General features: G+C 56.1%; 22 protein-coding genes. 6 read left to right on the top strand and 16 right to left on the bottom strand.

Annotation, left to right across the window (positions count from 1 at the left end):
- The 14 genes from ACOQFT_RS06110 to ACOQFT_RS06045 all read right to left on the bottom strand — a co-directional run.
- Positions 1-426: IS110 family transposase (locus tag ACOQFT_RS06110; protein ID WP_421597074.1), on the bottom strand; the 426-nt coding region annotated here is incomplete at its 3' end.
- 248 nt (positions 427-674) lie between these two features.
- Positions 675-1712 (bottom strand): hypothetical protein, encoded by a 1038-nt coding sequence (locus tag ACOQFT_RS06105; RefSeq protein ID WP_152460672.1) that lies wholly within the window; start codon positions 1710-1712, stop codon positions 675-677.
- Positions 1713-1799: 87 nt separating this feature from the next.
- Positions 1800-3635, bottom strand: a complete 1836-nt coding sequence (locus ACOQFT_RS06100) for a relaxase/mobilization nuclease domain-containing protein (RefSeq protein WP_299900594.1) — start codon at positions 3633-3635, stop codon at positions 1800-1802.
- Complete coding sequence (locus ACOQFT_RS06095) at positions 3632-4057, bottom strand: hypothetical protein (RefSeq protein WP_223118386.1); 426 nt, start codon at positions 4055-4057, stop codon at positions 3632-3634. The genes ACOQFT_RS06100 and ACOQFT_RS06095 overlap by 4 nt, the downstream gene beginning before the upstream one ends.
- 474 nt (positions 4058-4531) lie before the next feature.
- Positions 4532-4732 (bottom strand): hypothetical protein, encoded by a 201-nt coding sequence (locus ACOQFT_RS06090; protein WP_299900599.1) that lies wholly within the window; start codon positions 4730-4732, stop codon positions 4532-4534.
- A 683-nt stretch (positions 4733-5415) separates the two neighbouring features.
- Positions 5416-5952, bottom strand: a complete 537-nt coding sequence (locus ACOQFT_RS06085) for a hypothetical protein (protein ID WP_299900601.1) — start codon at positions 5950-5952, stop codon at positions 5416-5418.
- A 177-nt stretch (positions 5953-6129) separates the two neighbouring features.
- Positions 6130-7995 (bottom strand): ParB/RepB/Spo0J family partition protein, encoded by a 1866-nt coding sequence (locus ACOQFT_RS06080; RefSeq protein ID WP_299900603.1) that lies wholly within the window; start codon positions 7993-7995, stop codon positions 6130-6132.
- Between the two features lie 253 nt (positions 7996-8248).
- Positions 8249-8653, bottom strand: a complete 405-nt coding sequence (locus ACOQFT_RS06075) for a DUF3768 domain-containing protein (RefSeq protein ID WP_299900605.1) — start codon at positions 8651-8653, stop codon at positions 8249-8251.
- Positions 8654-9179: 526 nt separating this feature from the next.
- Entirely contained in the window at positions 9180-9431 is a 252-nt protein-coding gene (locus ACOQFT_RS06070) for a WGR domain-containing protein (RefSeq protein WP_299900608.1), read from the bottom strand.
- A gap of 261 nt (positions 9432-9692) precedes the next feature.
- A complete protein-coding gene (locus tag ACOQFT_RS06065) occupies positions 9693-10532 on the bottom strand; it encodes a NotI family restriction endonuclease (RefSeq protein ID WP_170609276.1) in 840 nt (279 codons plus the stop codon).
- The gene (locus ACOQFT_RS06060; protein ID WP_299900619.1) at positions 10522-11679 is read right to left on the bottom strand and encodes a DNA cytosine methyltransferase; all 1158 of its coding nucleotides are present in this window, start codon (positions 11677-11679) and stop codon (positions 10522-10524) included. Before ACOQFT_RS06060 ends, ACOQFT_RS06065 begins: the two co-directional genes overlap by 11 nt.
- A 129-nt stretch (positions 11680-11808) precedes the next feature.
- Complete coding sequence (locus ACOQFT_RS06055; RefSeq protein ID WP_170609274.1) at positions 11809-12738, bottom strand: hypothetical protein; 930 nt, start codon at positions 12736-12738, stop codon at positions 11809-11811.
- Positions 12731-13888, bottom strand: coding sequence for a hypothetical protein (locus ACOQFT_RS06050; RefSeq protein ID WP_170609273.1), 1158 nt, complete (start codon positions 13886-13888; stop codon positions 12731-12733). Before ACOQFT_RS06050 ends, ACOQFT_RS06055 begins: the two co-directional genes overlap by 8 nt.
- Before the next feature lie 227 nt (positions 13889-14115).
- On the bottom strand, positions 14116-14814 hold the full coding sequence (locus tag ACOQFT_RS06045; RefSeq protein ID WP_299900632.1) for a DnaA N-terminal domain-containing protein: 699 nt from the start codon (positions 14812-14814) through the stop codon (positions 14116-14118).
- Between the two features lie 373 nt (positions 14815-15187).
- On the opposite strand from ACOQFT_RS06045, the gene ACOQFT_RS06040 reads away from it, so the two are divergent.
- Together ACOQFT_RS06040 and ACOQFT_RS06035 are read left to right on the top strand one after the other, a co-directional pair.
- Positions 15188-16498, top strand: coding sequence for an AAA family ATPase (locus tag ACOQFT_RS06040; RefSeq protein WP_299900634.1), 1311 nt, complete (start codon positions 15188-15190; stop codon positions 16496-16498).
- Complete coding sequence (locus tag ACOQFT_RS06035) at positions 16495-17547, top strand: ParB/RepB/Spo0J family partition protein (protein WP_299900636.1); 1053 nt, start codon at positions 16495-16497, stop codon at positions 17545-17547. Before ACOQFT_RS06040 ends, ACOQFT_RS06035 begins: the two co-directional genes overlap by 4 nt.
- An 84-nt stretch (positions 17548-17631) precedes the next feature.
- Here the strand turns inward: ACOQFT_RS06035 and ACOQFT_RS06030 are convergent, their stop codons facing one another.
- Complete coding sequence (locus tag ACOQFT_RS06030; protein ID WP_421597073.1) at positions 17632-18687, bottom strand: tyrosine-type recombinase/integrase; 1056 nt, start codon at positions 18685-18687, stop codon at positions 17632-17634.
- Positions 18688-18842: 155 nt separating this feature from the next.
- Here ACOQFT_RS06030 and ACOQFT_RS06025 point away from each other — a divergent pair, with 155 nt between their 5' ends.
- The 4 genes from ACOQFT_RS06025 (at position 18843) to ACOQFT_RS06010 (ending at position 23304) form a co-directional block, all read left to right on the top strand.
- Entirely contained in the window at positions 18843-20462 is a 1620-nt protein-coding gene (locus tag ACOQFT_RS06025) for a Mu transposase C-terminal domain-containing protein (RefSeq protein WP_421597072.1), read from the top strand.
- A gap of 4 nt (positions 20463-20466) precedes the next feature.
- A complete protein-coding gene (locus tag ACOQFT_RS06020) occupies positions 20467-21342 on the top strand; it encodes a TniB family NTP-binding protein (protein WP_421597071.1) in 876 nt (291 codons plus the stop codon).
- Complete coding sequence (locus ACOQFT_RS06015) at positions 21335-22393, top strand: TniQ family protein (protein ID WP_421597070.1); 1059 nt, start codon at positions 21335-21337, stop codon at positions 22391-22393. The genes ACOQFT_RS06020 and ACOQFT_RS06015 overlap by 8 nt, the downstream gene beginning before the upstream one ends.
- A gap of 245 nt (positions 22394-22638) precedes the next feature.
- Positions 22639-23304, top strand: a complete 666-nt coding sequence (locus ACOQFT_RS06010) for a hypothetical protein (protein WP_050605729.1) — start codon at positions 22639-22641, stop codon at positions 23302-23304.
- Positions 23305-23308: 4 nt separating this feature from the next.
- Here ACOQFT_RS06010 and ACOQFT_RS06005 read toward each other — a convergent pair whose 3' ends face one another.
- Positions 23309-24328: a transporter gene (locus ACOQFT_RS06005; protein WP_170775027.1), complete on the bottom strand. Its 1020-nt coding sequence runs from the start codon at positions 24326-24328 to the stop codon at positions 23309-23311.
- Positions 24329-24379 lie beyond the last annotated feature (51 nt).

Here is a 24379-nt window from a genome sequence, read left to right as displayed (position 1 = left end):
AAGACCACGGATCACGTTCAGCATCTGGGTTTTCTGCCGGACGATGAGCTGGCGCACCCGATGCATTGTGAGCAAGGCCTGTTGCTCTTTCGATTTCACAGCAACAAACCGCATCGTAGGTCGCGTGACCGCCTCGCAAATTGCTGCAGCGTCGACCGCATCCGTTTTGCCGCGTTTGACATATGGCTTCACATAAACAGCGGGCATCAGGCGCACATCATGGCCAATCGCAATCAGCTCACGCGCCCAATGATGTGCTGACCCGCAAGCCTCGATGCCGACAAGACAGCTCGGCAGCGTCTCGAAAAACTTGAGCAACTGCCTACGCCGGATCGAACGATTGAAGACCACCGTTCCGTCGGCCGCAATGCCGTGGGCTTGAAAAACATCCTTGCCGAGATCTAAACCTACTGTCGCAACTTCCATGATGGGGCTCCTTTCCTGTCAGAAGATAACTTCCGCACTATGCCGCATTGCGCGACGGCCGGGTGCAGACGTCATCCACCCCATCCGCTTCTTGCCTATTCAAACGTGGTGCAGCGAATGCCCGGAATGTCCAAGGACAAGAGTCCGTCCCAATCGGAACAGACCCCACATTACTCCAACCCGGTGGTCTCGCTGTTCCCGGCAACACATTCACCGGCGCGAACAATCATCTATCATGTCCTCCGTGGTTAAAGACTGTGTCCATCATACTCATGGACGTGGGTAGCCTGTTCGCGGGTATGGGCAATCTCTTGCACCACGGCGGCAATCTTGCTGGATGAAACTTGGTGCAGCTCACCAACAACGGCCTCCGCGCGCTCGTAGCTGTCCGGAACGCCTTGGCTGTTGAAATGGGCGGCAGCGGTGGAAATGTCCGCGTCTCGCCAAGTCGCAGTGGTGCCGACTGAAACGCTGTCATGATCGTTGTAGCGGGCCAGGAACTTGTTTCCATCGAGTCCGAAGCTGTTGGCGGTTGCAACAATGTCGTCACGCACTGCCAGCCATTTTTCGGCCTCGGAGGGGTCCAGGTTATCCAACTCGGCCGCATTCATGGATGTGGTGTAGCTGTCGTCGACAACAGTGTATGCCTGCAGGTCGGTGTCGTATGGGCGTAGCTCGGCAACATCGCCCTTCAGCTCTCCGATCTGCACGTCCATTGCAGCACGCAGATGCGGATCTTCGACCTCTCGTGCAAGTGCCTCCATGTTTTCGATGGAGTTCACAATGTCCTTGGTCTGCTGTTCGTAGTTCTCGAAACCGGCCTGCCCCAGAGCGGATTGCATATACTGAACATAGCGATCACCGGGCGACTGGTAGTCGTCGGAATCCTGAAAGCCTTTGTCGCCGGACAGATCCGCAAGGGACGAATAGTAAGGGTGATACAAGTCGTATTCCTGAGCGTCGTTCATGTGCTGAGAAACCAAAGCCTGCATGTCGTTCAGATCAACCGGCTCCCCTGACCGCTCCGCAGCCTCCAATTCGATTTTCAGTTCTTCGACCAGATCTTTTTGCGCCGTGTGTTCGTCAACACGGCGGTTGGCCTGGTCCTCGATGTCGAAGCTCTTTGAAGCAATGGCTGCACGATCATAGCCCATCGCCTGCTGCTCTTTCATGATGATGTCGATCTGCTCTGAAACGCGATCCTCGCGCGGGGCAGATTGATCGAATTGGGAATAGGGTGCGAAGTGTTCGACTTCGTTCAAAAGATAGTCTGTACGCGAAACCATAGTTTTTCCTTTGCGAGTTGATGGAAAACTCTTTGATGGATCTACCTACGGCGTTGGCGCGCTCATCAGGCAGACCGGGTGAACTCCTTATAGGCTGTGTCCGTCATCGTCGCCCCGCCCTTGCAAGAGCGGTTGCGTTGCGTGGGCGTGAACGTCTGAAAGTTCTTCTGAGATTGCGATGATCTTGGAAGAAGCAAGCTGGTGCAGCTCGTCAACAACGGCCTCTGCGCGGTCGCGGCTGTCCGACAATCCTTGAGCCTGGAAGTGGGCAGCGGCGGTCGAAATGTCGTCGCTGCGCCATCCCATTGTTGTGCCCAAAGTGACGTTCTGATGATCGCCAAAGCGGGCAACGAACGCCTCGCCATCAAGGCCGTAGCTGCTGGCCGTGTCGGTGACTTCCTTGCGGATCGCCGCCCACTGTTCGGCCTCCGGATAATCCAAGACATCCATTTCGGCAGTGCCCATTTCCATCATCGTTGAATAGCGGCGGTCCTCGATGATGAAGGCTTGAAGGTCAGGATCGTTGGTGCGCAGATCCGCAACGTCGCCCTTCAGCTCGCCAATCTGAATATCCATAGCGACACGCAGATGAGGGTCGTCAACCTCACGGGCAAGCCCTTCCATCTTGTCGATGGATTGCAACAAATCTTTAGTCTGAGTCTGGAAGTCCTCATAGGCCCCCTCGCCCAAGGTGTCCTGCATATAGACCTCGTATCGGCGTGCTGCCGGGGCGTAATCTGCGGACGCCTGGAACTCCTTGTCATCGACAATATCAGCAAGGGCAGACAGATAAGGATGGCTCTGTTCGTTGTCCCGAACGTCGCTGATATGGGCAACAACCTGAGCCTTCAGCTCGGGCGCGATTGTCTCCTCAGAACCGCCTAATTCGATGTGACGTCGCAAGTTGCTCATGACTTCGGGCGACACATAAGACGGGTCTCCCGGCTCGCCGTAATCATCAAAATGATGGGCCTGATCCAGCAGATGTTCCATTCTCGAAACCATAGGTTCGTCCCCTTCTACGAGTTGGATGGCAAACTCTTCGATCCGGTCTTTGACGGCGTTGGCGCGCTCATCAAACAGGTCCGACATTCTTGCGATGGAGAGAGTCATCACATCGGCGGCCATGTCGCGGGCTGTAACTTCGACGTCCGGAGTGGTTTCAACAACCGACATTCCGGCTTGAACTTTCCACGTGTCGGTCTCGACTTCCTGCCGCAAACCGCGCTCAAGGCGGGTCGTCGCGGTCAGCTCAATTCCGTATTCCTCAGCAACCTCGACCTGGATGGCGCGCTGAACGTCGATGTTCATTTCGCTGCTCATACCCATAGCCAACCACTGCCCATGCTCGACGCCTCGGTTGTTCACAACGATGTGGACATGGGGGTTGTCAGTGTCGTTGTGGAACACGGTAAGATAGTCCCAGGTATCGCCGAAATCACCGCTCCCAAATAGACGATCTGCGAACTCCAAACCGGCCTCGTGAGCGGCGTCGGGATAGGTGCCTTCGGGGAAAGATACGATCATGTGACGGGTGTAACCGTAGTTGGTTTTCCCGTTGAAATCCTCGGCCCAAGTCTCGATCAAATCATTGACCTGATCCGCATCGAGCGGTGTCACGCCATTGTCTCGAATGTCCAACACACCCTCTGCCCTGACGGTCAGATAATTGATCTGGCGGCGCAACTCATGCGCGTTTTTCACCCCACCTTTGCGGACGTGTTTCACAACCGCCTCAGGCTTTCCAACCACAGCACCTAGCCGAGCCTTGATGGATGAGGCCCGCGAGATCATGAACTTCATGCGCTTGGCGGTCTGCAGCTGCTGAGTGATCTGCTTAGAACGATCGACACCTTTCTGAGCCTCGCGGAAGGCAAGCTCCAGGAAGTCGCCTGCTGTCATATCGTGAGCCGCAGCGGTCACTCTTCAGGCCTCCAATTGTCGTCGCGCAAGATCCGGCGAATGGCGGATTCTGGTTCTCGGTTTCGGCGGGCCGCTGTTATCATCGCTTTCAAGTCTTGCCGGTGCTGGATGATCGCGCGATGGAGATGTTCGACGTCGCGGCGGTCGTCGTCCGTCCAGATCACAGTGCCGCGCTTGGCCGATTTCGCGAGCTGGTTGAGGTTGGTGTATCCACCCTGAACCTGCCGCAAGTGCTTCTGCCAGAGATCCACAACAACTGGGTCAGGATCGAGATAACCGATCAGGCGATAGATCAGTCGTTGGATGATCTGGTTGCGGCTTTTGGCTCCCAGCACGGTCACAGCCGCCTCAAGACGCTCCAGCGCATCCACTGGCAAACGTACGGAAAAGACGGTGGTGTCAGAAGTTTTGCTCTCGGCCAAATCGCAATCAATCTTTAGTTGTATTTGTGATTTGTAACACAACTACCTTATCCTGTCATACTCTCCAAGAGGAAACCGGGGTGATTTTAGAAATCCGTCATTTCTCAAATTGCCCCCGGAACAGTGTTGCTCTTGGAGGCAATCTCCACGCCGGGAAAAGGGTCCCGCCCCTTTTCAGCCAGCAGGCGTGGGTGCCGGTGGACCGGCGCAGGGCAATCACGCAAAGCGTGGGCTGCACGAACAGCGCCCGTCACATACCGGCACGTTTAAGTTCATTATGGCATTTTTGCGCGCCTCAGCGCGCTCTGTTTCCCGCCGCTTGCGCGGCGGGTGTGGCAGGGGTGCGAACTGCCGCGTTGCGGCCGGACGGTGCCCCTGCCCGGCCGTTGGGCCGCGCGCCACGCGTGGCGCATATGTGGTCCGGCTTTTGGCCGGAGCACGGGACAGGGCGGCTTGCGCCGCCCTGCCCTTTCGTCATTCGGTGACGGGCTCGTCATCGTTCCGCTTTGGGAAGGCCACCATCTCGACGCCGGGGAACATGTTGTGCTTGACCTGGATCGAGGTGATGTTGCCAACCTCATCGGTGTTGATGAAGAGAACTCCGCACCGATCCCAGAAGTTTTTGCCTTCTTTTTCACCGGTCTTGACGTTCAGTTTCAAAGTTTGAGTTGCCATTGTTTGATCCTCGCTTTGGCGTGTTTCGATGAACATGAGAAAAGCGGGCAACAAGGGGACGTCAGCAGGGAATTTGATCCGCGCGGAATGCGCCGCAGGCGCAGGGGAAATTCCTTGTTGAAGCGCGGTGCCCGGACCGGGCACCGCGCGCCTTCCCCGACTGCCCGCTTATGTTCATCCCTTCAGAAACACCGCAGCCGAGGATCATCTCCGGCAATGGGTTTGAAACTGTCAGGCCAAGTGAACAGGCAAGACTTTCTGGGATCGCTGCGCACGGGTCATCTGAACAAAGCGATACTCTATGTGGCGGCAACATCACCCCGATCCGACACAGGCGCAGTGCTCAGGCCCAAATGCTGGTGGCCTTCTGGGTCAGAATGACCCTCGAGGCAAAGAATGAAGGATCATTGGCGGCGCAAGTCGCCCTTTCCAATTGGCGGAGGCCAAAACCTGGACTGTCCGGCCCTGGTCCGCGCATGTGCGGATCAGGTTAACAGGTGGACTCAATTTGGCGGGGTGGATTTGGCCGAGATAACACGACAACCCACGTGACCTATCTCACGCGCGGATGTCGGCGTGACCAGCACATGGGCGGAGGCCGCACGATACCGCTCCAAGAAAGAGGCCCACCGAAGCGGGCCACAAGTTTAACCGAAGGAAAATCTGGAGGTATTGAGTGCAGGCTAACGCTTGCGCGCGCGATCGACAACACCGTCAGCTGTGATCGTGGCAATGCGATCCTCGGTGCGCCGGGTCATTTCCACCCCGTCCCCCGTCATATGCGCCTCGGCAAATTCGGTAAACTTGAAGATGCTGCCATCGGCCTCAACATGGGTTTCATCCTCTGCCGAGCGGCGTTTCACCGAGCCGTCATGGCGGATTTCAATGATCGTGTTGTTGGCCATTCGGACCGTCACGGAATGCTCATCCACGGCCACGCCTTGCCACCACATGTCGGCATCGCGGCGCACAACAATGCGACTGGGATGCAGTTTGATCTGCACATCTTGTGCGGCCTCCGGATCAGCAGCTTTGACAACAACGATGGCTTCTTGCGCGCTGGGGTCACCATGGATCGAGGCGCTCCCGTTTTTTGGTGGCCAAAGCTTTGGCTGTTCGCGCGGCTTGCCTTTCTGATCCGTGTGAAACCCGACAAACATCTGCGCGGATTTCCAAACGCGGCGGGCAGCTTTTTCGAGCTTGTTTGATGAGGTGTCCATGGGTCTTACCAAATCCGTTCTGATCAAGTGATCGCTTTAGAACATGTGCCGGGTGACCGACCTCTGATAGCTATGCGCGACGGGGTGTTTGCGCAATGCCACTTTGAGTTTTCATCATTCAGACTGACACAGCCAGAGATTGATAGGCAGGTCGCGATGCGCCCTGCCCCGTTAGGTTCAAAAGCAATCAGGAACCCAAGCATCGATCCGGGCTTTCTGTGCCTCAGACACACCCAGTGCATCCTGATGCGCGTTGTCATTGAAGAGCTTGTGCATCGCTTCGTTCTTCGCACCTTTCTTGGATTTCTCGAAAGCCTTGAACATGTCGGTGTCGCCATGCAGGTCCAGCAGGTGTTTGTAGAGATCATCCAGCTGCCAGCCTTTGAGGCGCTTGAAGCAGTTCTCAGCCGACGGGGTCCAGATCGCGCGCATGTCAGCGCCAATCTCAGCCTCGATCTCCGCCATGAACTCCGGGCGTTGAGTCAGAAACCGCCGGGCCAGAAAGGCTGTGATCTCACCGTTGCGGGTCTTCTTACCCAGATCGCGAAACGCTTTGAACGCCTCCACGCTGCCTTGTGCGGCCATCTCCTGGAACTGGTCATAGGCTGCCTCTGCCGCCTCATCCCGTTCCCCGCCAAGGCGCGGGTCGAGGATGAACTGGTCGTCGATCTCCGGCGTGTTTCGCTCAGCGCCACCATAGCCAAACCCAAACAGGGTGCTGGTCAGACCGGATGCCGGTGCGGCGGAGAAGGCAAACAGGCTCAGCACATAGTCAGGCTTGACCAGAAAGGCTGTTTGAACCGCCGCCAGCCGGATCGCCACCATGTCGTCGATGAACTTTTGCGAATAGACCGGTTTTGGTTTCTCTTTGGCCTCGGGCTCTTTGACCGGGGCCAGTACACCGGCCTCAATGGCGGCCTGCACATGTTCTCCCGCAACATAGGCCGATGACGTTTTGATCTCACCATTGTTGCCGACATAGACAAACACACCGGACAGCTTGCGCTGCGCATCGGAATAGAACGGCGCGGCATAGTCTTCGAGCGCGGCCAGCTCCTTTTCGCCATCCGCGTCCAGAGCCTCAGCCTCACAGAGTTCCGCAAGTGCGTCATACTGTTCGGCCTGTTCTTCGGTGAAGTCCCGGCTCACCATCTCCAGACGGTGCATGCCTTCACTTCCCGAGAACCCATAGGGAATGTAGCTTTCGTCATGGGTGTCCACCCAGTCCCAGCCTTCCGCTTCGCGCAGCTTTTCCGCTTCTGCCGCCAGTTTCCCAGCAAACAGCCGATCCAGTAGCGCGCCGTCATTGAACAGGGTTTCATCGGCAAAGAGATCAGCGGTGACCGTGCCGCCTGCTTCTACATAGGCCTCTTGCCCTACATACACGGCCTTGCGATTGGTGCTGCTGACAGCCTCCGACGTCAAAGCCTGTTTCACATCATGCTCACTGAACCACCGGCACTCCTTGGCCTGTTCCAGAACCTCCAGAATTTTCTCTTCCTCGGTGCTGACGGTCATGGCTTTCGCCAGACCCATGCTGATCTCACCCGCCTTGAGCGCGTCCAATACGGCGGCAGGCAGACCGGCCAATGCGAGGCGGCGGCGCACATGGGCTTCGGTCACGCCAAAGGCATTGCTGATCTTGGCAACAGACAGGGATTTCTCGGCCATCTTGCCATAGGCTCGGACCTCGTCCACCGGTTCCAGTTCCTCACGGGCGGTGTTTTCAGCATTGGCCCATTGTTCTGCCACAAAGGGGTTGTCCGTGACCTTCACGGGAACCTGTGCCAGGTCGGCCCGCTCGGTCACGGCGATGTTCAGAGCTCGCAGGCGGCGGCCACCGGCGACGATGGCAACTTTGCCATCCGCATCACGCAGACCATTGAGGTTCTGGATCAGGCCGCACATGACCAGACTGTCGGCCAAGAGGGCGATACCTTCGTCGGTGACCTCCTGTCGTGGGTTCAGGTCGGACAGGTAGAGATCGGAAAGGGCGATGGTTTCAATGGTTTCCGGTGCGGTGAATGTTTCGACTTTGCTCATGGGGCAAATCCTTGTTTGGGTGTTTTACTTCGTGTTAAGGGTGCCCTACCCCTTCCGGGGTAGAGCGGGGCCGCTTACGCGGCTGCGTGTTGTTTCAAGAAGCGGAGCGCGATGTTTGCCGACAGGCCTCCCTTCTTGAGCAATTCCACAGCTTCACGTGTTCGCTGTTCGATGATCTTTGCAGGCATGGTTTCACCTCCTTTCCTGCGCGGGTTGCGCATGCAGACCCTGCCCCGTTGGGACAGGGCTGATTTCAGTATTCGCTGGGGCACATGATGGTCAGGACGCGGCGGGTCACGGTGGGATCAAACGGGCGGTCGGACCCGTATTTGTAGTCCGCGTCATACAGATCGATCTTCCAGAACAGCTTCTGGCCGCTGACTGTCACCGTCCCGAATGTGTGATCGTCATAGGGATCGTTTCCTTCGTCAAACTGGTCATCAGATGCCACAGCCTTCAGTGTTGCGGTCTGGAACTCCACCCCTTCGCCGGACACGCCGGGCGTGACAAACACCTGTCCCTGAATGCCTTTGGAGTGCATCTCAATCGCTGCAGTCGGATCGATCAGGGCTTTGCGAAACAGGTCATTCTGGACCGCAATCTCTGCCGCCTGAAGGCTGGTGTCATTCTCGATGTCTGTTGTTGCTTCACTGTTCAAAACCGTCTCTCCTTTTGTGGTGCGACCTCCGGGGTTGATCCCCTTTTGGTGCTGGTTTTGAGCCGAGCCCTGAAAGGGCGTCGTCTCTAAAACCTGCCCCGTGGCGAACGCGGAGAGGGGCGAGACAGGACAAATCGAAAAGAGTGGTGCGGCCCGCAGCGCAACGCGCGAGGACACGGTCTTGTCTATTTGTCTTGTCCGAGGGGGGAGGCCGCGCCTTCCCCCTGACGTCGGGTGGCGTTTGGCTTGTCCAAATCCCGCCTGACCAACAAAAGAGGCCAAAGGATCTTCGATCCTGCGGGAGCGCAAAAGAGATCGTCACCCGGAGGGCAGATCACAACGGCATGGGGCGACCATGACCCAAAGCCCCTGCCCCGGCTTGCAAAAGACGGTTCAGGGGCACCTGCGTCAGGGAGATCATGCTGGGGTGTTCTGGGTGGAAGCCGGCCTGCCGGCTGAAACCTAGAGCCCGGTCACGAGACGACAGGCTCGGGATTTGCCAAGGGACAAAGGCCGCAGCTCGAAATCACTCAACGACCGGGACGTAACCTCGTCGGAGCTTTTGCTTTTCGAGTTTCTGGAGCACTTCATCGGCCTGGGCTTCGTCTTCATACGTCACCCTCATAGCTTGTCCGTTCGTGCCAATTCGTCCCCAAGTACGAAGAACGGTAACCTCCCCAAACAGCGTCGGCTGCAACTCTATGCCATAGAATCGCGCCATGTTGGCGTTCGGGCCCACATGGATCAGGTGGACAGGTTTGGTCGCTGTCATCTCCATGCCAACATTATCGTTTGATGCGGCCTATCTGTCCAATGACATTGGGAGATCCATTCAATTGGAACGTTTCTGAATTAGAATGGAAGCGAACGAACATCCCTGCTGCAGAGGGTAGATCTTTCCAGAAGTAGCCGCTTTGTGTTCAGGACCTGACAACCATCCGATTTAAGATATCTGACTGTTGAAATTCGCGCGGAGACGTCATCCAAAGCTGAACCTGCTGTGGCGATAAGCCAGAACACATACGCTAGGGTACTTGGGCTACTTGCGTCTCAAAGCCTCGAAAATCTTGCCCTTAAAGGCCTCTTTTGAGGGCGCTTCCTTGTATAGAATAGCTTGTTGAAGGTTGGCGTGACTCGTGCCTTCAACGCGCTTTAGCTGAGGACGAAACTGACCTGGTCTTTCCGGATCGTTCTCGAACACGTACGTCATAAACACGATGTTCACAGTGTTGCTCGTGATATCAGTCGAACGCATGAAGTCGGCTTTATCAATCACGGATTGGTACACCTGATCTTGTATGACGGCGATTATTTTGGTGCCCCAATGGTGATGGAAATAGCCTTTTCGGATCAATTGGGTGATGTACCGTTTGTACACGTTATCCCAGTTGAACCCATAGGTGGGGCGCCTTGGCATTTCCTCACCGGAGCGCAGCGCCTCGTATGCCGGGTACACTGATCCGGTTATGTCGATTGCCTGGAGCTCAACTGAAAGGAAGTTTCCGATTGTTCCGTCTGCCTGCTGATCGGCGATGACAAAATCAACGTTCCCGAAGCCTTTCATTTTAACTTCTGTAGCGACCACCGGGTTTTCGGGTGGATCAAATGGCCAGCAATTCTCAACAACGGCGTGGAGCCAGTCAACTTGATAGAAACGCTTCGGGCAAACGCATATCAGGTCTCTCACGGGATCGCGCGCGAGCTTGCTGTTTTTCCATAGCGAGCAAACAGGGTATGGTTCTTTGCCCAAGTTTGTTGAACGCTTTGGGCATTCAACTTCAATGTATGGACAAAAGAAGTCGGACTGCTCCGGACTCGCATTGAACTCAGCTTTCTGACCCTGCACTTCCGCAATTGCATCACGCGGGTCAAACGGCATGCAGCATACCGTTTTTCTTTCTGACCGGTTGAACGTTTGCCTTCATGTTGTCGGCAGAAAGTATCGCTTCAGCGACTGCCTTTCCAAGAAGCGGTGGAACCGCATTCCCGACCTGAACATATTGCTCAGTCCGGCTGCCAGAGAACGTGAAGAAATCAGGAAAGGACTGAAGTCTGGCCGCCTCACGCACAGAAAACGACCGATCTTGTGTAGGATGGATATACGCACCCCAATGAACGTCGCATTTGGTAAGAACAGTACAGGCCAAGTCGGATTTTGCAGGTCGCCCATATCGCTTTGTATGGTCGCTGCGCTTGGCCTTCTTCATCCCTGCTGGGAGAAGGTCATACGGGATATCCCGCCAAGAGCCCCCAGGTGGAATATGCTTCATACGTTCCAAATTTACTTTAGACAGTCGCGGAGCGCTGTGGTTGCTTACAACCGTACAATCGCCCCGCAGCACGGCTTGATAGGGATTCTGTGCGGACTTGCCGTAGGCGCGCGCGCCCATGTCCTGGCCATTCTTCAGTGACGGCAAGTCAGAGATGGCATCCCAAACTGTCACGAAAGGCTGCAGTTCCGGACCGTGAGTTGGGTTTGGGAATAGGATCGGACAGTGCTCTTCTTTCGTTGCGATAAAGAACATGCGTCGACGTTCTTGCGGGACGCCATACTCTTCAGCCTTAAGAAGCTTCATATCCACCCGGTAGCCAAGACGGCGCATCCCAGCCTGAATTTCGCGAACGATGGCGCCGCCAGCAATCGAGGTAATGCCAGTGACATTTTCCATCACAAGCCAGCGCGGCTGGATAGCTTCAACGAGGCGCAAATACTCCTTGAATAGTCCGGCACGTGGATCATCAGCGCCACGCTGATGGTTGTAGACGGAGTAACCTTGACATGGGGGCCCCCCAATCAGGATATCGACCCCGCCAGGACTACATCCGGCAGCCGAAAGAAGGTCGTCGGCAGACACGGACTGAATTGGACCGTAAACAAATGTCGCCTCGTTGTGTGTCTGAGAAAACGTCTGACCGAAAGTGGCATCAATGTCCTGCCCTGCCAACACATGAACTCCGGCTTGGCGGAACCCTTCTGAAAGGCCGCCTGCACCACAGAACAAATCAATAGCCGTCCAACTGCCCATCTAAATCGTCTCCCGCATCTTGTGTGATGCTTTTTTGCCAATACAACAGGTTGCCCCATTGGAGGCAACAGAAATAGCATACCGAAAAAATGTTCACAATATGTTCTTCAGAAGGGCGCAAGGTGATATTCACACGAGCCTGCTCAGCATTCTCTTGTAAACGGCTGACCAAGATTTGCGCCTGTACTTTCCGTCAAGATTTGCCGCCGTAACAAGTCGAATACGGTCTAAGACGATCCCAGCGTCACCAGATGCTTCGAAAATACTTTCGATAGGCAAGCAATGAGGGACAGCAAAAACATGCGCGGGGCGGACCGGAGGCACATCAAACCACTTAAAAAACTTGCTGTTTATGTCAGTAAACTTGTCGTCCCAATCACCTCCGCAGGCGCACTGTCCTAAAAAGAAGAGTTGCCCCATTGGTCGCCCACATCCGAACGCTTTCCATAGAACGTAGTCCACGCCTTCATCCCCGGCCGGTGGCGGCGTAGCGTTTTCTAAGGTAACTTTAGGCTGCCAGCGCCATTCGCCACTACGAGTGTGGACTTCATTCCACGTTTCCCGAAAATTTGGGTTTTTACGCGGCCATCCGACGTGCATAAATTCAACGTCGCCGCCTACAAAATTGGCGGAAACTTCCATTGCTACGCGCTCGAAGTTCCTCGGAATGTAGACATTGTAGCCTTTCGTAATGTTTTTCGTGGCAGAACAAACCAGCAAAAACTCGTACAACCTGTGATCTGTGGGCGAGTAAGACAGTGTCGAGCCATTAAACTCGAACGGATACAAACTCCCCAATAATTCGGCACGACGAAGTATTTCTTCTACAATCTCACTGCTCAAGTTCTCAATTGCGTTCGCTTCGTACTGCCACTGGGCACCCGCAAGCTGCATCTCTACATCATCGGAGAGAGTGCCCGAGATCAAATCGTTGCGTACGCCTTCGAACGGATTTGATTGGCCATTCTTTAGTGCGCTAACTTCCACTTCGTCACAGTCTTGAGATACTTTGAACTTCTTCCGTCTGTCCCCAAAATTAAACTGAGGCATGTCATTCATCGTCGTCTCCAAACGAGATGGCATTGAGTTTTTTGTGAATCTCTGTACTCAACCGCCTCACAATAGCCGCAGTCTCTATGTGTTGACCGGCTACTTCCGCGAGTGGCGGTGTTTCTTCCAATCCGGTAGATATGTTTGCCAGCAACTCTCGAGCGCGTTGTAGATTCTCGCTCAACCGTTGCTCAACTGGTTTAGTGCTGTCCAGCGCTGACTTTAGTGAATGGCCATCGTTTATCAATGCCGCAACGTCGGAGCGTGTCATGGACTGCGCCAGTTGAATAAGTTGGCGGCTGTCATCAATCGCAGCGCTGCGGCCTTTAGACTTGTCCCCAAAACACGCTTTGATCAGATTCGACGCATTTTCTAAATAGTCTGCGGGGATAGGATTTGGCTTCCCGGACGTTTCGTCCAAACCGCAGAAGTCTCTAGCGGAACGAAAGCCCAACAAAGTGTATACCCACGAAAAAGGATATTCCGTTACACTACCTCGCCCCTTTCGTTGGCTATCCGACGGAACAAACTTTTCTTCAGAAATTAGTTGCTGAATGAAACGGTAACCCTCCAAAAGGCGGACAACGGTGCTGTGATTGTCGCCGATCATTTCGGAAATCTTCGTTTCCGAAAGTTCGGAACTGTCTTGGAGTTTGGCAACCCAGGACGCCTTTGCATAGGAGTCCCACGGCTGTGATGCTGAGATGTGCCGAACCCCAAGATAGGCCAGCAAATCGCTGTCAGCGTCTTCCTTCTCGTAGAACTTTAATACGCTAATGGGTTCAATGGCCTTCTGACCATTGTCTTTCCAAATCTTATTGAAACGCCTATGTAAGTTTGCCTGGTTTTTGCCGCGTGGGTCACCGGTAATAATAATTGAAGCACAAAGCCTACGATTACCTTCCTTGACCACCAGGCTAGGACTATCGTTCGCTTGACACACAAGCGGTTCCGCCGAGAAGAACCCGTTGACGGCAATTGAACTGATCACATCGTCAACGCCAAAACGATCAACTATCAAATCGACCAACGCTTCTTGACTTGTGCCTGGATCAAGGTCCCCAAATCTTGGGTTTTGGTAGTCAAGCAACAAATCACTGATGTTCACTTGGTCCGGCTCTCCCCTAGGCATGATAGGCTGGGGCATGTTTTCGGGCATTCTTAATCTCTTTCTCAGAACTTCGGCTACACTGATATTTTTTTGCGATGTCTTCAAGAGCAGCGAACGAAAACAATCTCTTGTATTGTGAAGCAAACAGTTTGTTTGCCTACCCCGTTGTTCGGTGACATTCTAAAACCATCAGGATGTTCGAGGCCAAACTCAACGATTGAAACCAGCAATTTCGGTGGGATCACGGCACAGCGTGCGACCATTAATCTAGATTGTTAGCCGAGCAAACACACTTTCTGAATTCGCCCAAACTCGAGCTGGACCGCTCCAAGTAAAGGTTTCATATGGTGAGATTGAATGTACTGTGCGATGAATTTGCTGGGAGCGCGTAAGGTGATTGTCTGATCTTGCATTTCAACAAATTTGAGATCGCAATACCAACTTTTAAACAATAGTGCTTCAGACTCTGATAGGCGCCGAAGCGCCCTGCCCCACGGATCCTGAAGGTCTTGTCCTTCATGTTCAACAGCTGCTGGTTTTTCTTGGCCAAACTGAACATGAACAACCTTTTCGGTCGGTTTTGGGGTTTGTGTCTCCATGCGCGATACAAAATCAGAACCAACATTTTTCCAAACCGGTTCGCTCAGACGGTAAATTTCCACGTAGTTGAGTCGGTATGCTGCAACGCGGCCTCTAACCCCAGGCCTAAGTTGGAGAAGTATACTTGAATCCGTCAATCGTTTAACTTCTCGCTTGACGGTTCGTTCGTCCACGGACCATAGGCGGGCCATTTCTTTTTGACCGACCGTCAGCTCATCAGTGCGCCAGTTGTATCGGGCCGTTATCAACGCAACGAGCCGCATCATCGAACATTGAAAACCGGGTGTGCCATTCAATCCCGCAACAGAGATTGCAGTCAAAAGATCGTACTTCTGAGAACCGGCCTGATATCCTGTAAATCGTTTTATTTCCATTTTGATACTGCCACTGTGCCTCGAGCGGATCGGTTTCGCTGACCGATTCCATCAATTGGGTTCAGTGTGATGAAATCCCGTAGTTTGTCAACGGGCATTGAAAAACAGGATGACCGCCTCTTTCTTCAAAATCAAAAGAAAATTCGGTTAAAAGGTTATAGGTGACACTATGCTGTCACCCTATTGGGGGTCGAGTGTCACCATATATCTGGTAATTGATCGCTGCCTGTCACCAAAACATAGCTTAGCTTTCGAAATACCTCCCGTTTTTACCGAGTCGAAGGCGAAAAAGCGGAAATTCCATTCTTTACGTTTTGCAGTTTTCCAAAATCGCGTTATTAGAAGACATTCGTGATATAACAAGAGCAGCACCATGCGTGACCACACCGACCTTCAAGCTATGAACGAACGAAGCCTGGCTCAACAGGCTGCCGTCCGCCGCGCTACTTTCTCGCCCGCTGACGAGAAAGTGCTTCGACCATTCTCGATCTGGGAAATTAGCCAGTTCATGTTTGATGTCCCGGCGGACACCTTGAGAAAGAAGTTGGCCGAAGACCCGTCTCTTCCGCAAGGAGCGACTGAAGATGATGGGCGGCAAAGATGGTTTTCTCTGGCTGAGATAAATGAGCTGAGACGCCGCCTGAGATTTAGAGGTAAAAGCCTTCTGCCTCAAAGACCAGGAGGCCGGGCTATGAGAGTCGCAGTTTCGAACTTTAAGGGCGGTGTTGGTAAAACTGTCGTTGCCCAGCACTTGGCGAATGCGGCCGCGCTTGATGGTTACCGTGTTCTGGTGGTGGATTTCGACCCCCAGGCCACACTCACTCATTCAATGGGTCTGTCTGAAGTTAGAGAGTGGAATACTGTCTGGGGCATTATGTGTCGTGACCTCTGCCGTGAAGCGAACCGGATCGCAGACGAATATGATGACCCCACAGACTGCCCCTACCCTACTGCTGACGAGTTACCAGAAGACGTTCAGTCGATTGGTGCGCAACGTGTGCAGGATTTCATTCAAAGAACGTCATGGTCGACGATCGACATCATCCCGAGCTGTGCGAACGCCGCCTTCGTGGAATTTGCTTCTGCTCAGTACAGGTCGATTCATAAGGCATGGAGCTTTTTTGGGTGCGTCGCAAGGTATCTCGATGAGTTGCCGGACGACCAATATGATTTGATTGTATTCGATTGCCCGCCTGCAATTGGATACCAGTCTTTGAATGCGGCTTTTGCTGCTGACATCCTCTACATTCCGTCTGGTCCTGGTTATTGGGAGTATGACAGCACGACGAGTTATCTTGGTCAGCTTGGCGATGCCTTGGAAGACATAACCAGCGGGTTCGAACGTATTGCAAGGGATGCTGGTATCACTCTTCCTAAACGGTTCGATGATATACGCGTTCTCATGACTCGCTTCGAGGCCAGCAACTCTTTGCATGTCGCGATGATGGATGCTTTCAAAAATGTCTTCGGGGCAGATGTCTGTCAAAATCCCATCGAAATGACACGTGCGGTCGAGCAATCTGGTAGGTTCCAGATGTCTGTTTACGAGCAGGACTACAGACAGATGACTCGGGACACATGGAAACGAGCGCGTCAGTCCTTTGATAATGCATACAGCGAATTTAAGGATGTTGTCCTACGGGCCTGGGAGGCGCGTACTAAAGTTGAGGAGCGGGTAGAATGAGCGGTAATAAATTTGGTTTCACTCCGATTGATGAAGATGACCTCAAGAAAACACGCCGCCGCGAAGTGGGTCCAATGGGGGCTGCAGTACGCGAAGCAGCAAGCAGCTTAAATGAAAGCACTGAGAATCGTGTCGAACAGCGACGGCAAAATGCCTCCGATGCCAAGGAGTATCGCAAAGCTCGTGATGAGGGGCGGGTTTTGGTTTCGGTCGGCATCAATGAAATTCATACGACAGACCTGCCAAGAGATCGCTTGGATCTTTCGGCCGTCGCAAGTTCCGATGAGATGGATGAACTCAAGGCTTCTATACAGGAACGCGGCCAGAAAGAGCCCATAGAGCTTTATAAGGATTCAGATGGTCGCTTCCAGCTCAAAAAGGGTTGGAGACGAGTTACTGCTCTTAAGCAGCTTTATGAGGAGACCGGTGATGAACGGTTTTCCTGTGTTACAGCGAGGGTTGCCGAATCCCAGAGCGATCGCATCGAGCTCTACATTGACATGGTTGAGGAGAACGTTGTTCGGGAGGACCTGACCTTTGCTGAGATGGCGCAAGTCGCAATTCTTGCTTCCAAAGATTCAGAGTTGGGGGCAGGGGATGCGGAAGCTTTGGTCGGAAGGCTGTACTCATCCCTGCACAAGATGAAACGCTCTTACATTCGCAGCTTTGTTTATCTGCTCAATGAACTTGAGGGTGCGTTGCCGTTTCCTAAGAGTGTCTCTAGAAACCTTGGCGTTGAGGTTGCGCGTAAACTTCGAGCGTCATCGGGTTCAGCTGCTGGGTTAAGAGATGTGTTGGTGCGCGTATCCACAGCCGCTGAGCAAAACGAGGCGCTGGATGCCTTCTTGGCAGATACTGATACTGAACCGGGTAGTAGCAAGCGACGTGAGAAAGCCGAGAGCGTGAAGTATGAGTTCCACGTGGGCGGCTCAAAAGTCACTGCGCGAAAGGGAGAGTGCAGGATATTGTCTGGCCAGGACTTTAGTTCGATTGACCGGTCAAAGCTCCAGAGAGCGGTCGAAGCTTTCGAAGCTGTTTTGAACGAGTAGTAACCCGCGGGTTACCCATGCTCAGATTTCTTGATTTCAGAGGCGGTAACCCACGGGTTACCGCCTTCTTCGTTTAGCGCCAGCTCACCCCAGCAGATCCGCCGCAGGGTTTTCTGCTATATCTACGTCATCGTAATATTTCTGGGCCTGCGCCATTGACCGGTGCAGGGAAAGTCGCATGGCGGCCTGGATCGGGGCACCGTCGAGTGCGGCCTGGGTCAGGAAGCCCGAGCGCAACCCGTGCGGTGAGGCAAAGCCTTCAGGCAGGCCTGCGAGTTTCAACCGGTGTTTGACGATCTGATAGATGGCGTCCGGCGAAAGCCGACGTTTCAGCACACGATCCGCCTTGGAGACCGGCCGGAACAGCGGGCCGTCGCTGATCTGGCCAACCTCGATCCAATGCACCAGCGCCTGGGCCGCGCGACCCTTCAGCACCAGCCGCGGCGTCTCGCCTTTGGTTGTGGTTTTGGTTTCCAGCAGCGACAGCCAGACCACGCCTGATTTGTCGAACGCCTTCAACGACACATCTTCGCGTCGCAACCCGGTGATCTCTGACCGGCGGCGGCCACCACTGGCCCAGCCCAGCATCAGGATCGCCCGGTCGCGGCAATCCCGGCGCGTGCCGCGGCAGGTGGCCAGAAGTTGCTCGAGCACATCGCGGGTGATCGGGTGGGCGGATTTCGGGGCAGGGGGCCGGGCGGCGGCGCGGCGGGCCTTGGCGCGCGCCTGTTTCACCTGCGGGGCGTCAAAGGGCGAGGGGAGGTTCTTCATCCGGTGAAAGGCCAGCCAGGAGGCGATGCGCCGGTCCAGCGTCGACGGGGCCGGACAGGCCAACGTCTTGCGCAGGCCTTTTCCGATCAGCCTCTCTGCCACCTGTCGCGCGATGTCTGTGTCCGGGGCATCGCTGAGGTCACGGGCGTGATCAAGGATGAAGGTGAGGGCGGTGGCCTCGGTTTCCGGCCAGTCCAGTGCCGCAACGAACCGGGCACTTTTCCAGGCGGTGATGTAGAGCAGATCGCGCTCATAGGCGCGCAGCGTATTGACGGGCGTGCCGCGGATATAGAGATCGGTGAGCGCGTCTTGATCCGCTGCAGACAGGGCAGGGGAGGGGTTGGGGAGATAGGGCTGGGGCGTTGTCATGTGTCGATTTTCCCAAACCTGTAGACTGCTCTTGCTTGTTGAGACCATTTTTCATGGTTGGCCTTGTGCTGTGCTGGTCCTTTAAGTGTAGACTCGCGCTGGATTTGTGCCAATACTTGTTTACAAAATGGCAGATTTCAGCGCGGCGGAGACGAATGGGTGGTGTTGAGGCGATTGACGAAGCCCGTTGGGTGGAGGCCGTGCGGCGTGAGCGGGAAATCCGCCCCCTGAGTCAGCGACGGGGCAACCGTGCCGAGGTTGCACGGGCGGCCCGACGGCTGAACCTCTCCGTGGCCTGGGTGTACCGGCTGCTGAACAGATATTCGGAAGATCCCCGGACGGTGTCGCTGGTCCCCGCAAAAGGTGGTCGCCCAAAGGGGCATCGTTTGCTCTCGGATGCGGTTGAGGTCATCATCACCGATCAACTGGACCGGTTTTATGCGTCGCGACAAAAGCCGGTCCTGTCTGCCGTACACCGGGAGATTTCGAGGCTCTGCCGGGCGCAGGGTTTGAAGTCACCGAGTTTGAAGGCGGTCAGATCCCGTGCTTTACGCCTGAATCAGGTCAAACTGACGCGGGCACGGGAGGGGTATAGGGCTGCTCAGTCAAAGGTCGGGCCGTCCAAAGGGTCTCTCCAGGCCACTATGCCCCTCAGTGTCGTGCAGATTGATCACACGCTTGTTGATGTCCAGCTGGTCGATGACGTTCGTCGCAAACCGATCGGCCGACCCTGGCTGACGTTGGTCCTGGATGTTGCCACTCGCATGGTGCTGGGATTTGTTGTCTCTCTGGACCCGCCATCGCGCCTGTCGGTCGCACTGGCCATTGCACAGGCCGTTGGAGACAAGGAGGAGTGGCTTGCAGGGCGCAATCTCGCACAAATTTGGCCCTGTACAGGGCTTTTTGACACGATCAAGCTCGACAACGCGGCAGAGTTTCGGGCTGTTGCACTGAAACGGGGGTGTGAACAATACGGTATGGCGCTGGATTTCCGCCCGCCGGGTGCGCCCTGGTGGGGTGGCCATATCGAGCGTTTGATGGGCACATTGATGACCGAATGCCATCTGTTGCCGGGCACGACGTTCTCCAACCCGGTCGAAAAGGGGGGGTATGACAGCGAAGCCCGGGCCGTCATGACGCGCGCTGAGCTGGAAACCTGGCTCGCCGGCCGGATCACCGGTGTCTACCACAACCGGGTACATACGGCGCTTGGACGCACGCCGTTGAGTGCCTGGAGAGCGGCCGAGGCTACAGGGTGGATGCCCAGAACTCCGAAAGATCCGGACCGGTTGTTGCTCGATTTCCTGCCCTTTGCATACCGCACGCCGCGCCGCGATGGGCTGCAGCTGTTCAATATCGCTTATTGGCATCCGGACATGGCGGTTTGGGCGGCGTCAAAGCCCGGCAAACTGCCGGTGCGCTACGATCCCCGGGATCTGTCCTGTGTCTGGCTTCAGACGCCGGAGGGGCGGTTGGAACGGTTAACCACCAAACATGCGGATCGCCCGCCGATCACCCTTTGGGAGCACCGGGCGGCCCTTGCTGCGTTGCGCGAGGCGGGGCAGGGGACGGCAAATGAGGCCGCTGTGTTCGACGCCATTGAAGCGGGCCGCCATCTGGTGGCGGCTGCCGCCGGGAAGAGCCGGGCGGCGCGGCGGGCTGAGCAGCGCCGAACTGATGCGCATGAGGGGCTGAACGCACCAGAAACCGGTGCTGAAGCTGAGGTGCCAGACACGGATTATGTGCCAAAAATCTACGATTCCGAACTCTGGTGAGGACATGAAAGCATCTTTCACGCATTTACCGCCCGCAATACGCCCGCTGGCGGCTCTGGGCGACGCGGAGCGCAGGCGGATTATCCGGTCTGATCGTTGGGTGAGCTACCCGCTGGCAATGCAGACGGTGCGGCGGGTCGAGGAGTTGCTGCAGCGGCCCAGGGTGTCACGAATGCGCTCGCTGTTGATCCATGGCCCGTCCGGCATGGGCAAAACCCTGATCCGGCGCAAACTGGAACGGGATCATGCGGACGGCTTTGCCGTGCCGGGCAGCGACAGGCCGCATCCGCTGGTATCGATGCAACTGCCGGCCCGACCCGATGAGCGGCGGTTTTACGCACATCTTCTGGACCGGCTGGGCGCCCCTGCGCGCCCGCGGGACACGCTGGACCAGATCGAGATTGCCGCCATTCGGCTGTTGCGGCACCTGCAGCCGGCGGCGCTTCTGCTGGATGAGTTCCAGCATGTGGGGGCATCAGGGGTTCGGGATGTTCAGGCGCTGCTGAACCTGATCAAGTTTCTGGCCAACGAGCTTGAAATGCCCGTGATCGCCTTCGGCACCGATGCCTCCCTGCATGTTCTGAAGCTGGATACCCAGGTCGACAGCCGGTTTGACAAGCATGGCCTGCGGGTCTGGCGAGATAATGAGGCATTTGCGGATCTGGTGTGCAGCATCGTGGCTGCAATGCCGTTGCGCGCCCCAAGCCCGGTGCAGGACAGGGCTGTGATGCGGGCGCTTGTGGCCCTTTCGGGCGGTATCACGGGGGATGTATTTCATCTGCTGACGACGGCTGCGGCAGCAGCGGTCGGGGGTGAAGAGCGTATTACGTTACAGGGTCTCGAAGCCGCAGCTGCGGGGGAATGGCAGGCCCTTGCCTGACAAATTGCCATTTGTCCCTACGCCTCGGGCCGGAGAAAGCCTTTCGGGCTGGTTGAGTCAGCTGGAGGCGCTGTATTTTGGGACGGAACGGCGCATGTGGTGGTGGATGGGCCAGCAAAACGGCCTCGCGGATAGCGATCGACCCGATCACGCCCATCTGGAGGCGCTGGCCCGGTGCACTGGCATCGATGTCGCGCGGTTATCTGCGATGGTGTTGCCGTGGGTCGAGGAGGCGCCCAGGCTTGCGGATCGGCTTCGGGTCACAGCTGCTCCATGGCGGATCGGGCCGTTCCGGCTGTTAGATGGCACCCGGCGCTTTTGTCCCCTGTGCCTGGCCACGGCCACGCCGCTATGGCCGCTGCACTGGCGCATGGGCGGTCCGGTGTGCCTGACGCATCACGTGTGGCTTGAGCGGGCGTGCAGCCACTGCCAGGAGCCCTTGCCTGTGACCGGCCTGCCACTTACCTGTTGTGCCCGCTGTGCCACGCCCTACCGCGTCACCCCGGTTGATCCGGTCGATCCCAGGGCAATGGCGTGCCTGGCCTCGATCCATCGGCGTATCGTGAAGATCGTGTCGGACCCTGATCGGACACGGGTCCGGGCGATGACCGGGGCTCTGGATTGGGCCGCGCTGGGACAGCTGGCCGGGCAATACGGACAACACCTCGCGGTAGACGCATCTTTACGAGACTGGCGAGCTGGCCTGGAAGCCTGTGCAATCGCGGCCTCGGAACGAAACGTTGTGCTGGCGAATATGCCGGTCCTGGCGGAGCGCGAGGCGGTTGCGATCCAGGGCAGGGCACCTGTCGTACAGGCGCGCACAGCCATGGTGACACCAAAACCTCCGCAGCCGGTATCTGTTCTCGACGGGCTGAAAGAGCGCGTAGCTGAGGCGCTTGCGCAAGCGCGCACAGATTTGGCGGCTCAAGGCCAACCGGTCACAGCAAAAGCGCTGCGGCGGCGCGCCGATCAGATTTTGCGGAAACAGAGCGTCGGGCAGGGTAGGGGTCTACGGGTTACGGACCAATCCCGTCGCGAGTCCAGGGATTAAGGAAAACCGACACATGTGGTCCATTCTGCGCGGTTTTCGCGGCAGGATCAATTACTCACGATAAGGGGTACTTATCGAGTGTAACTTGAAACTGATAGCGCAACAAAAGTAACGAGCAAAAGTAACAGATTTTGCGCGTAAAGTAGGTAGAGGGCTTGCGGAATAATAAAATCGGAGGTTCTGTCGCAGGTCTGTAAACCAATTGGCATCGACATTGCGCTGGAACCGTTGGCAAACTAAATGAAATGAACAGATATTTTGCCACTGAATTGCCTTTCTGGAAGTTTGCCAGAAACACGCTGATCGTCAGTTGCCTTGCGTTGTTTCCGCTGTTGGCCATCTTCGTTTTGCGCACGCCGGGCTTTGCGACGCACCTCCTGAACAGTGGTCCCGCGTTTGTTCGGTTTTTGCGTCAGGTGGTGACGAATGGGTTGCCGGTCGTTTTCCTTTTAAATTATCTCAGCTTTTTTCTTTTCGCCGTTGGGGTAAGGGCGCGGGGCAGGGGGGCCATCCCGGCCCGGTATCTGCTAATTGACCTGCTGCTACGGGCCGTCCTGTTCATCGCGCTGCACGCGCTGATCTACGCGCTTTCGGCAGACTGGTTCGGGTCTTTCGGCGGTGATCCCGTAGTGGCGTTGCGGGTAGTCGGTCCGACGCTGGTACGCTCCGCCTACTTCGAGAACATCTCAGGCGTTTACCTGTACGCCACGCTGGTCGGAGCGCTGCCGCTATACCTATCCGTCGTTCAGAGCCAGATCGCCCACGGTACTGGATTTGCAGCCCAACTGGCACGTCGCGTACCTGGGCGCGGCGGACCTGTGACATTGGCCCTGCTACTGATGGCGGTGTCAGTGGTCGTTCTGACCACCGCGGCGGCGCTGATTGTCCGTTTACAGTCGGTTTGGGGCTGAAGGGTCAGAACGCCCTGCGTATCGCGAAGGAGACTGCGTAATCGCGTTCAAGCTGGGGCCCATCCAGATCTTGATACACAGGGATCACGCCCTCGATACCCAGGCGCGTGCCCGCCAAAACGCCCGACCCCGGCACAAGGTAATTCACTCCGATTCCGATACTCAGAAACTGGCCGCCGCGCAGGGTCGGATCAGCGGTGGGCACCATGCCTGGGTTCAGGCGCGCATCCGACCCGTCAATGTTTTCCACGATGTCGCCGACCACCCGCAACGAGGAGCTGAACTGGTCATTCCAGCGCCGTGCACCCCAAACTGTTGCTGAATAGACGTCACCCAAGGTGTAACCGGCATCATTCTCACCCATCCGGATCACGGCGGCCAGCTGGGCGCCCCAAGACCAATCCGCGTTCTGGCCCGTATAGGTGACGCCCGGCAGCAGGTCGTAGGTGCCTGAACCCAGTTGCATGGGGTAGGGCAGCAGCTGGTCCGGCCCAGCTGGCGTGGTGTCGGTCTCGTCTATCGAGCCAGTCGGCAGACTGAGGCCAAGAGATAGTTCCAGCACCTGCCCGTCGGATTTGTAGATATCATATCCGCCGATGATCTTCAGATCGCCAAACCCCTGTGCCCTGGTCTTAAAGGTCTGGCCCATGCGGGTCTGGTGCTTCATCGTCTTGCGGGTATAGGGCAGCATCGCCATCACCGAGATCTCGTCGGTCACACCGTACATCAGGCCGACCATCGCCATGTTCATGCTCATGCTGAGCGGCGCGATCGGATACTGCGACAGAACGTTCGAGGTAGACAGCGACTGCGTTCCGGTACGATTTCCGTCCATCTCCATGTTCATGTAAGAGAACACAGGCATCAAAACACCCTCGGGTGGATGCATACCGCCAACGACACCCGTTGGCGGCACCGCGTCGGGGCGCATCATCCTGGACATGCTTCCCATACCTGACATGTTGCTGGAGGCTTGCGGGTTCATCGCCACGTTGTCAGCCGGACGGGTTTCCGGTTGGGCCATGGCAGTTGACCCAAGGCTCAGCCCCCCAGCCAGTATTACAGCCTGGAGGCG

Source organism: Ruegeria sp. MALMAid1280 (assembly GCF_049195285.1).
Taxonomy (GTDB): Bacteria; Pseudomonadota; Alphaproteobacteria; order Rhodobacterales; family Rhodobacteraceae; genus Ruegeria.
Note: the sequence above shows the minus strand (reverse complement) of the source record. Positions and strands in the feature narration are given on the sequence as shown.

Excerpts from the sequence above, each read along its gene's own strand:
- ACOQFT_RS06050 (WP_170609273.1), bottom strand. The coding sequence starts at position 13,888 with ATGCCCGAAAACATGCCCCAGCCTATCATGCCTAGGGGAGAGCCGGAC.
- ACOQFT_RS06040 (WP_299900634.1), top strand. The coding sequence starts at position 15,188 with ATGCGTGACCACACCGACCTTCAAGCTATGAACGAACGAAGCCTGGCT.
- ACOQFT_RS06005 (WP_170775027.1), bottom strand. The coding sequence starts at position 24,328 with ATGGCCCAACCGGAAACCCGTCCGGCTGACAACGTGGCGATGAACCCG.
- ACOQFT_RS06035 (WP_299900636.1), top strand. The coding sequence starts at position 16,495 with ATGAGCGGTAATAAATTTGGTTTCACTCCGATTGATGAAGATGACCTC.
- ACOQFT_RS06090 (WP_299900599.1), bottom strand. The coding sequence starts at position 4,732 with ATGGCAACTCAAACTTTGAAACTGAACGTCAAGACCGGTGAAAAAGAA.
- ACOQFT_RS06080 (WP_299900603.1), bottom strand. The coding sequence starts at position 7,995 with ATGAGCAAAGTCGAAACATTCACCGCACCGGAAACCATTGAAACCATC.
- ACOQFT_RS06025 (WP_421597072.1), top strand. The coding sequence starts at position 18,843 with ATGGGTGGTGTTGAGGCGATTGACGAAGCCCGTTGGGTGGAGGCCGTG.
- ACOQFT_RS06085 (WP_299900601.1), bottom strand. The coding sequence starts at position 5,952 with ATGGACACCTCATCAAACAAGCTCGAAAAAGCTGCCCGCCGCGTTTGG.
- ACOQFT_RS06055 (WP_170609274.1), bottom strand. The coding sequence starts at position 12,738 with ATGAATGACATGCCTCAGTTTAATTTTGGGGACAGACGGAAGAAGTTC.
- ACOQFT_RS06060 (WP_299900619.1), bottom strand. The coding sequence starts at position 11,679 with ATGGGCAGTTGGACGGCTATTGATTTGTTCTGTGGTGCAGGCGGCCTT.
- ACOQFT_RS06020 (WP_421597071.1), top strand. The coding sequence starts at position 20,467 with ATGAAAGCATCTTTCACGCATTTACCGCCCGCAATACGCCCGCTGGCG.
- ACOQFT_RS06105 (WP_152460672.1), bottom strand. The coding sequence starts at position 1,712 with ATGGTTTCGCGTACAGACTATCTTTTGAACGAAGTCGAACACTTCGCA.
- ACOQFT_RS06010 (WP_050605729.1), top strand. The coding sequence starts at position 22,639 with ATGAACAGATATTTTGCCACTGAATTGCCTTTCTGGAAGTTTGCCAGA.
- ACOQFT_RS06030 (WP_421597073.1), bottom strand. The coding sequence starts at position 18,687 with ATGACAACGCCCCAGCCCTATCTCCCCAACCCCTCCCCTGCCCTGTCT.
- ACOQFT_RS06065 (WP_170609276.1), bottom strand. The coding sequence starts at position 10,532 with ATGCCGTTTGACCCGCGTGATGCAATTGCGGAAGTGCAGGGTCAGAAA.
- ACOQFT_RS06045 (WP_299900632.1), bottom strand. The coding sequence starts at position 14,814 with ATGGAAATAAAACGATTTACAGGATATCAGGCCGGTTCTCAGAAGTAC.
- ACOQFT_RS06070 (WP_299900608.1), bottom strand. The coding sequence starts at position 9,431 with ATGGAGATGACAGCGACCAAACCTGTCCACCTGATCCATGTGGGCCCG.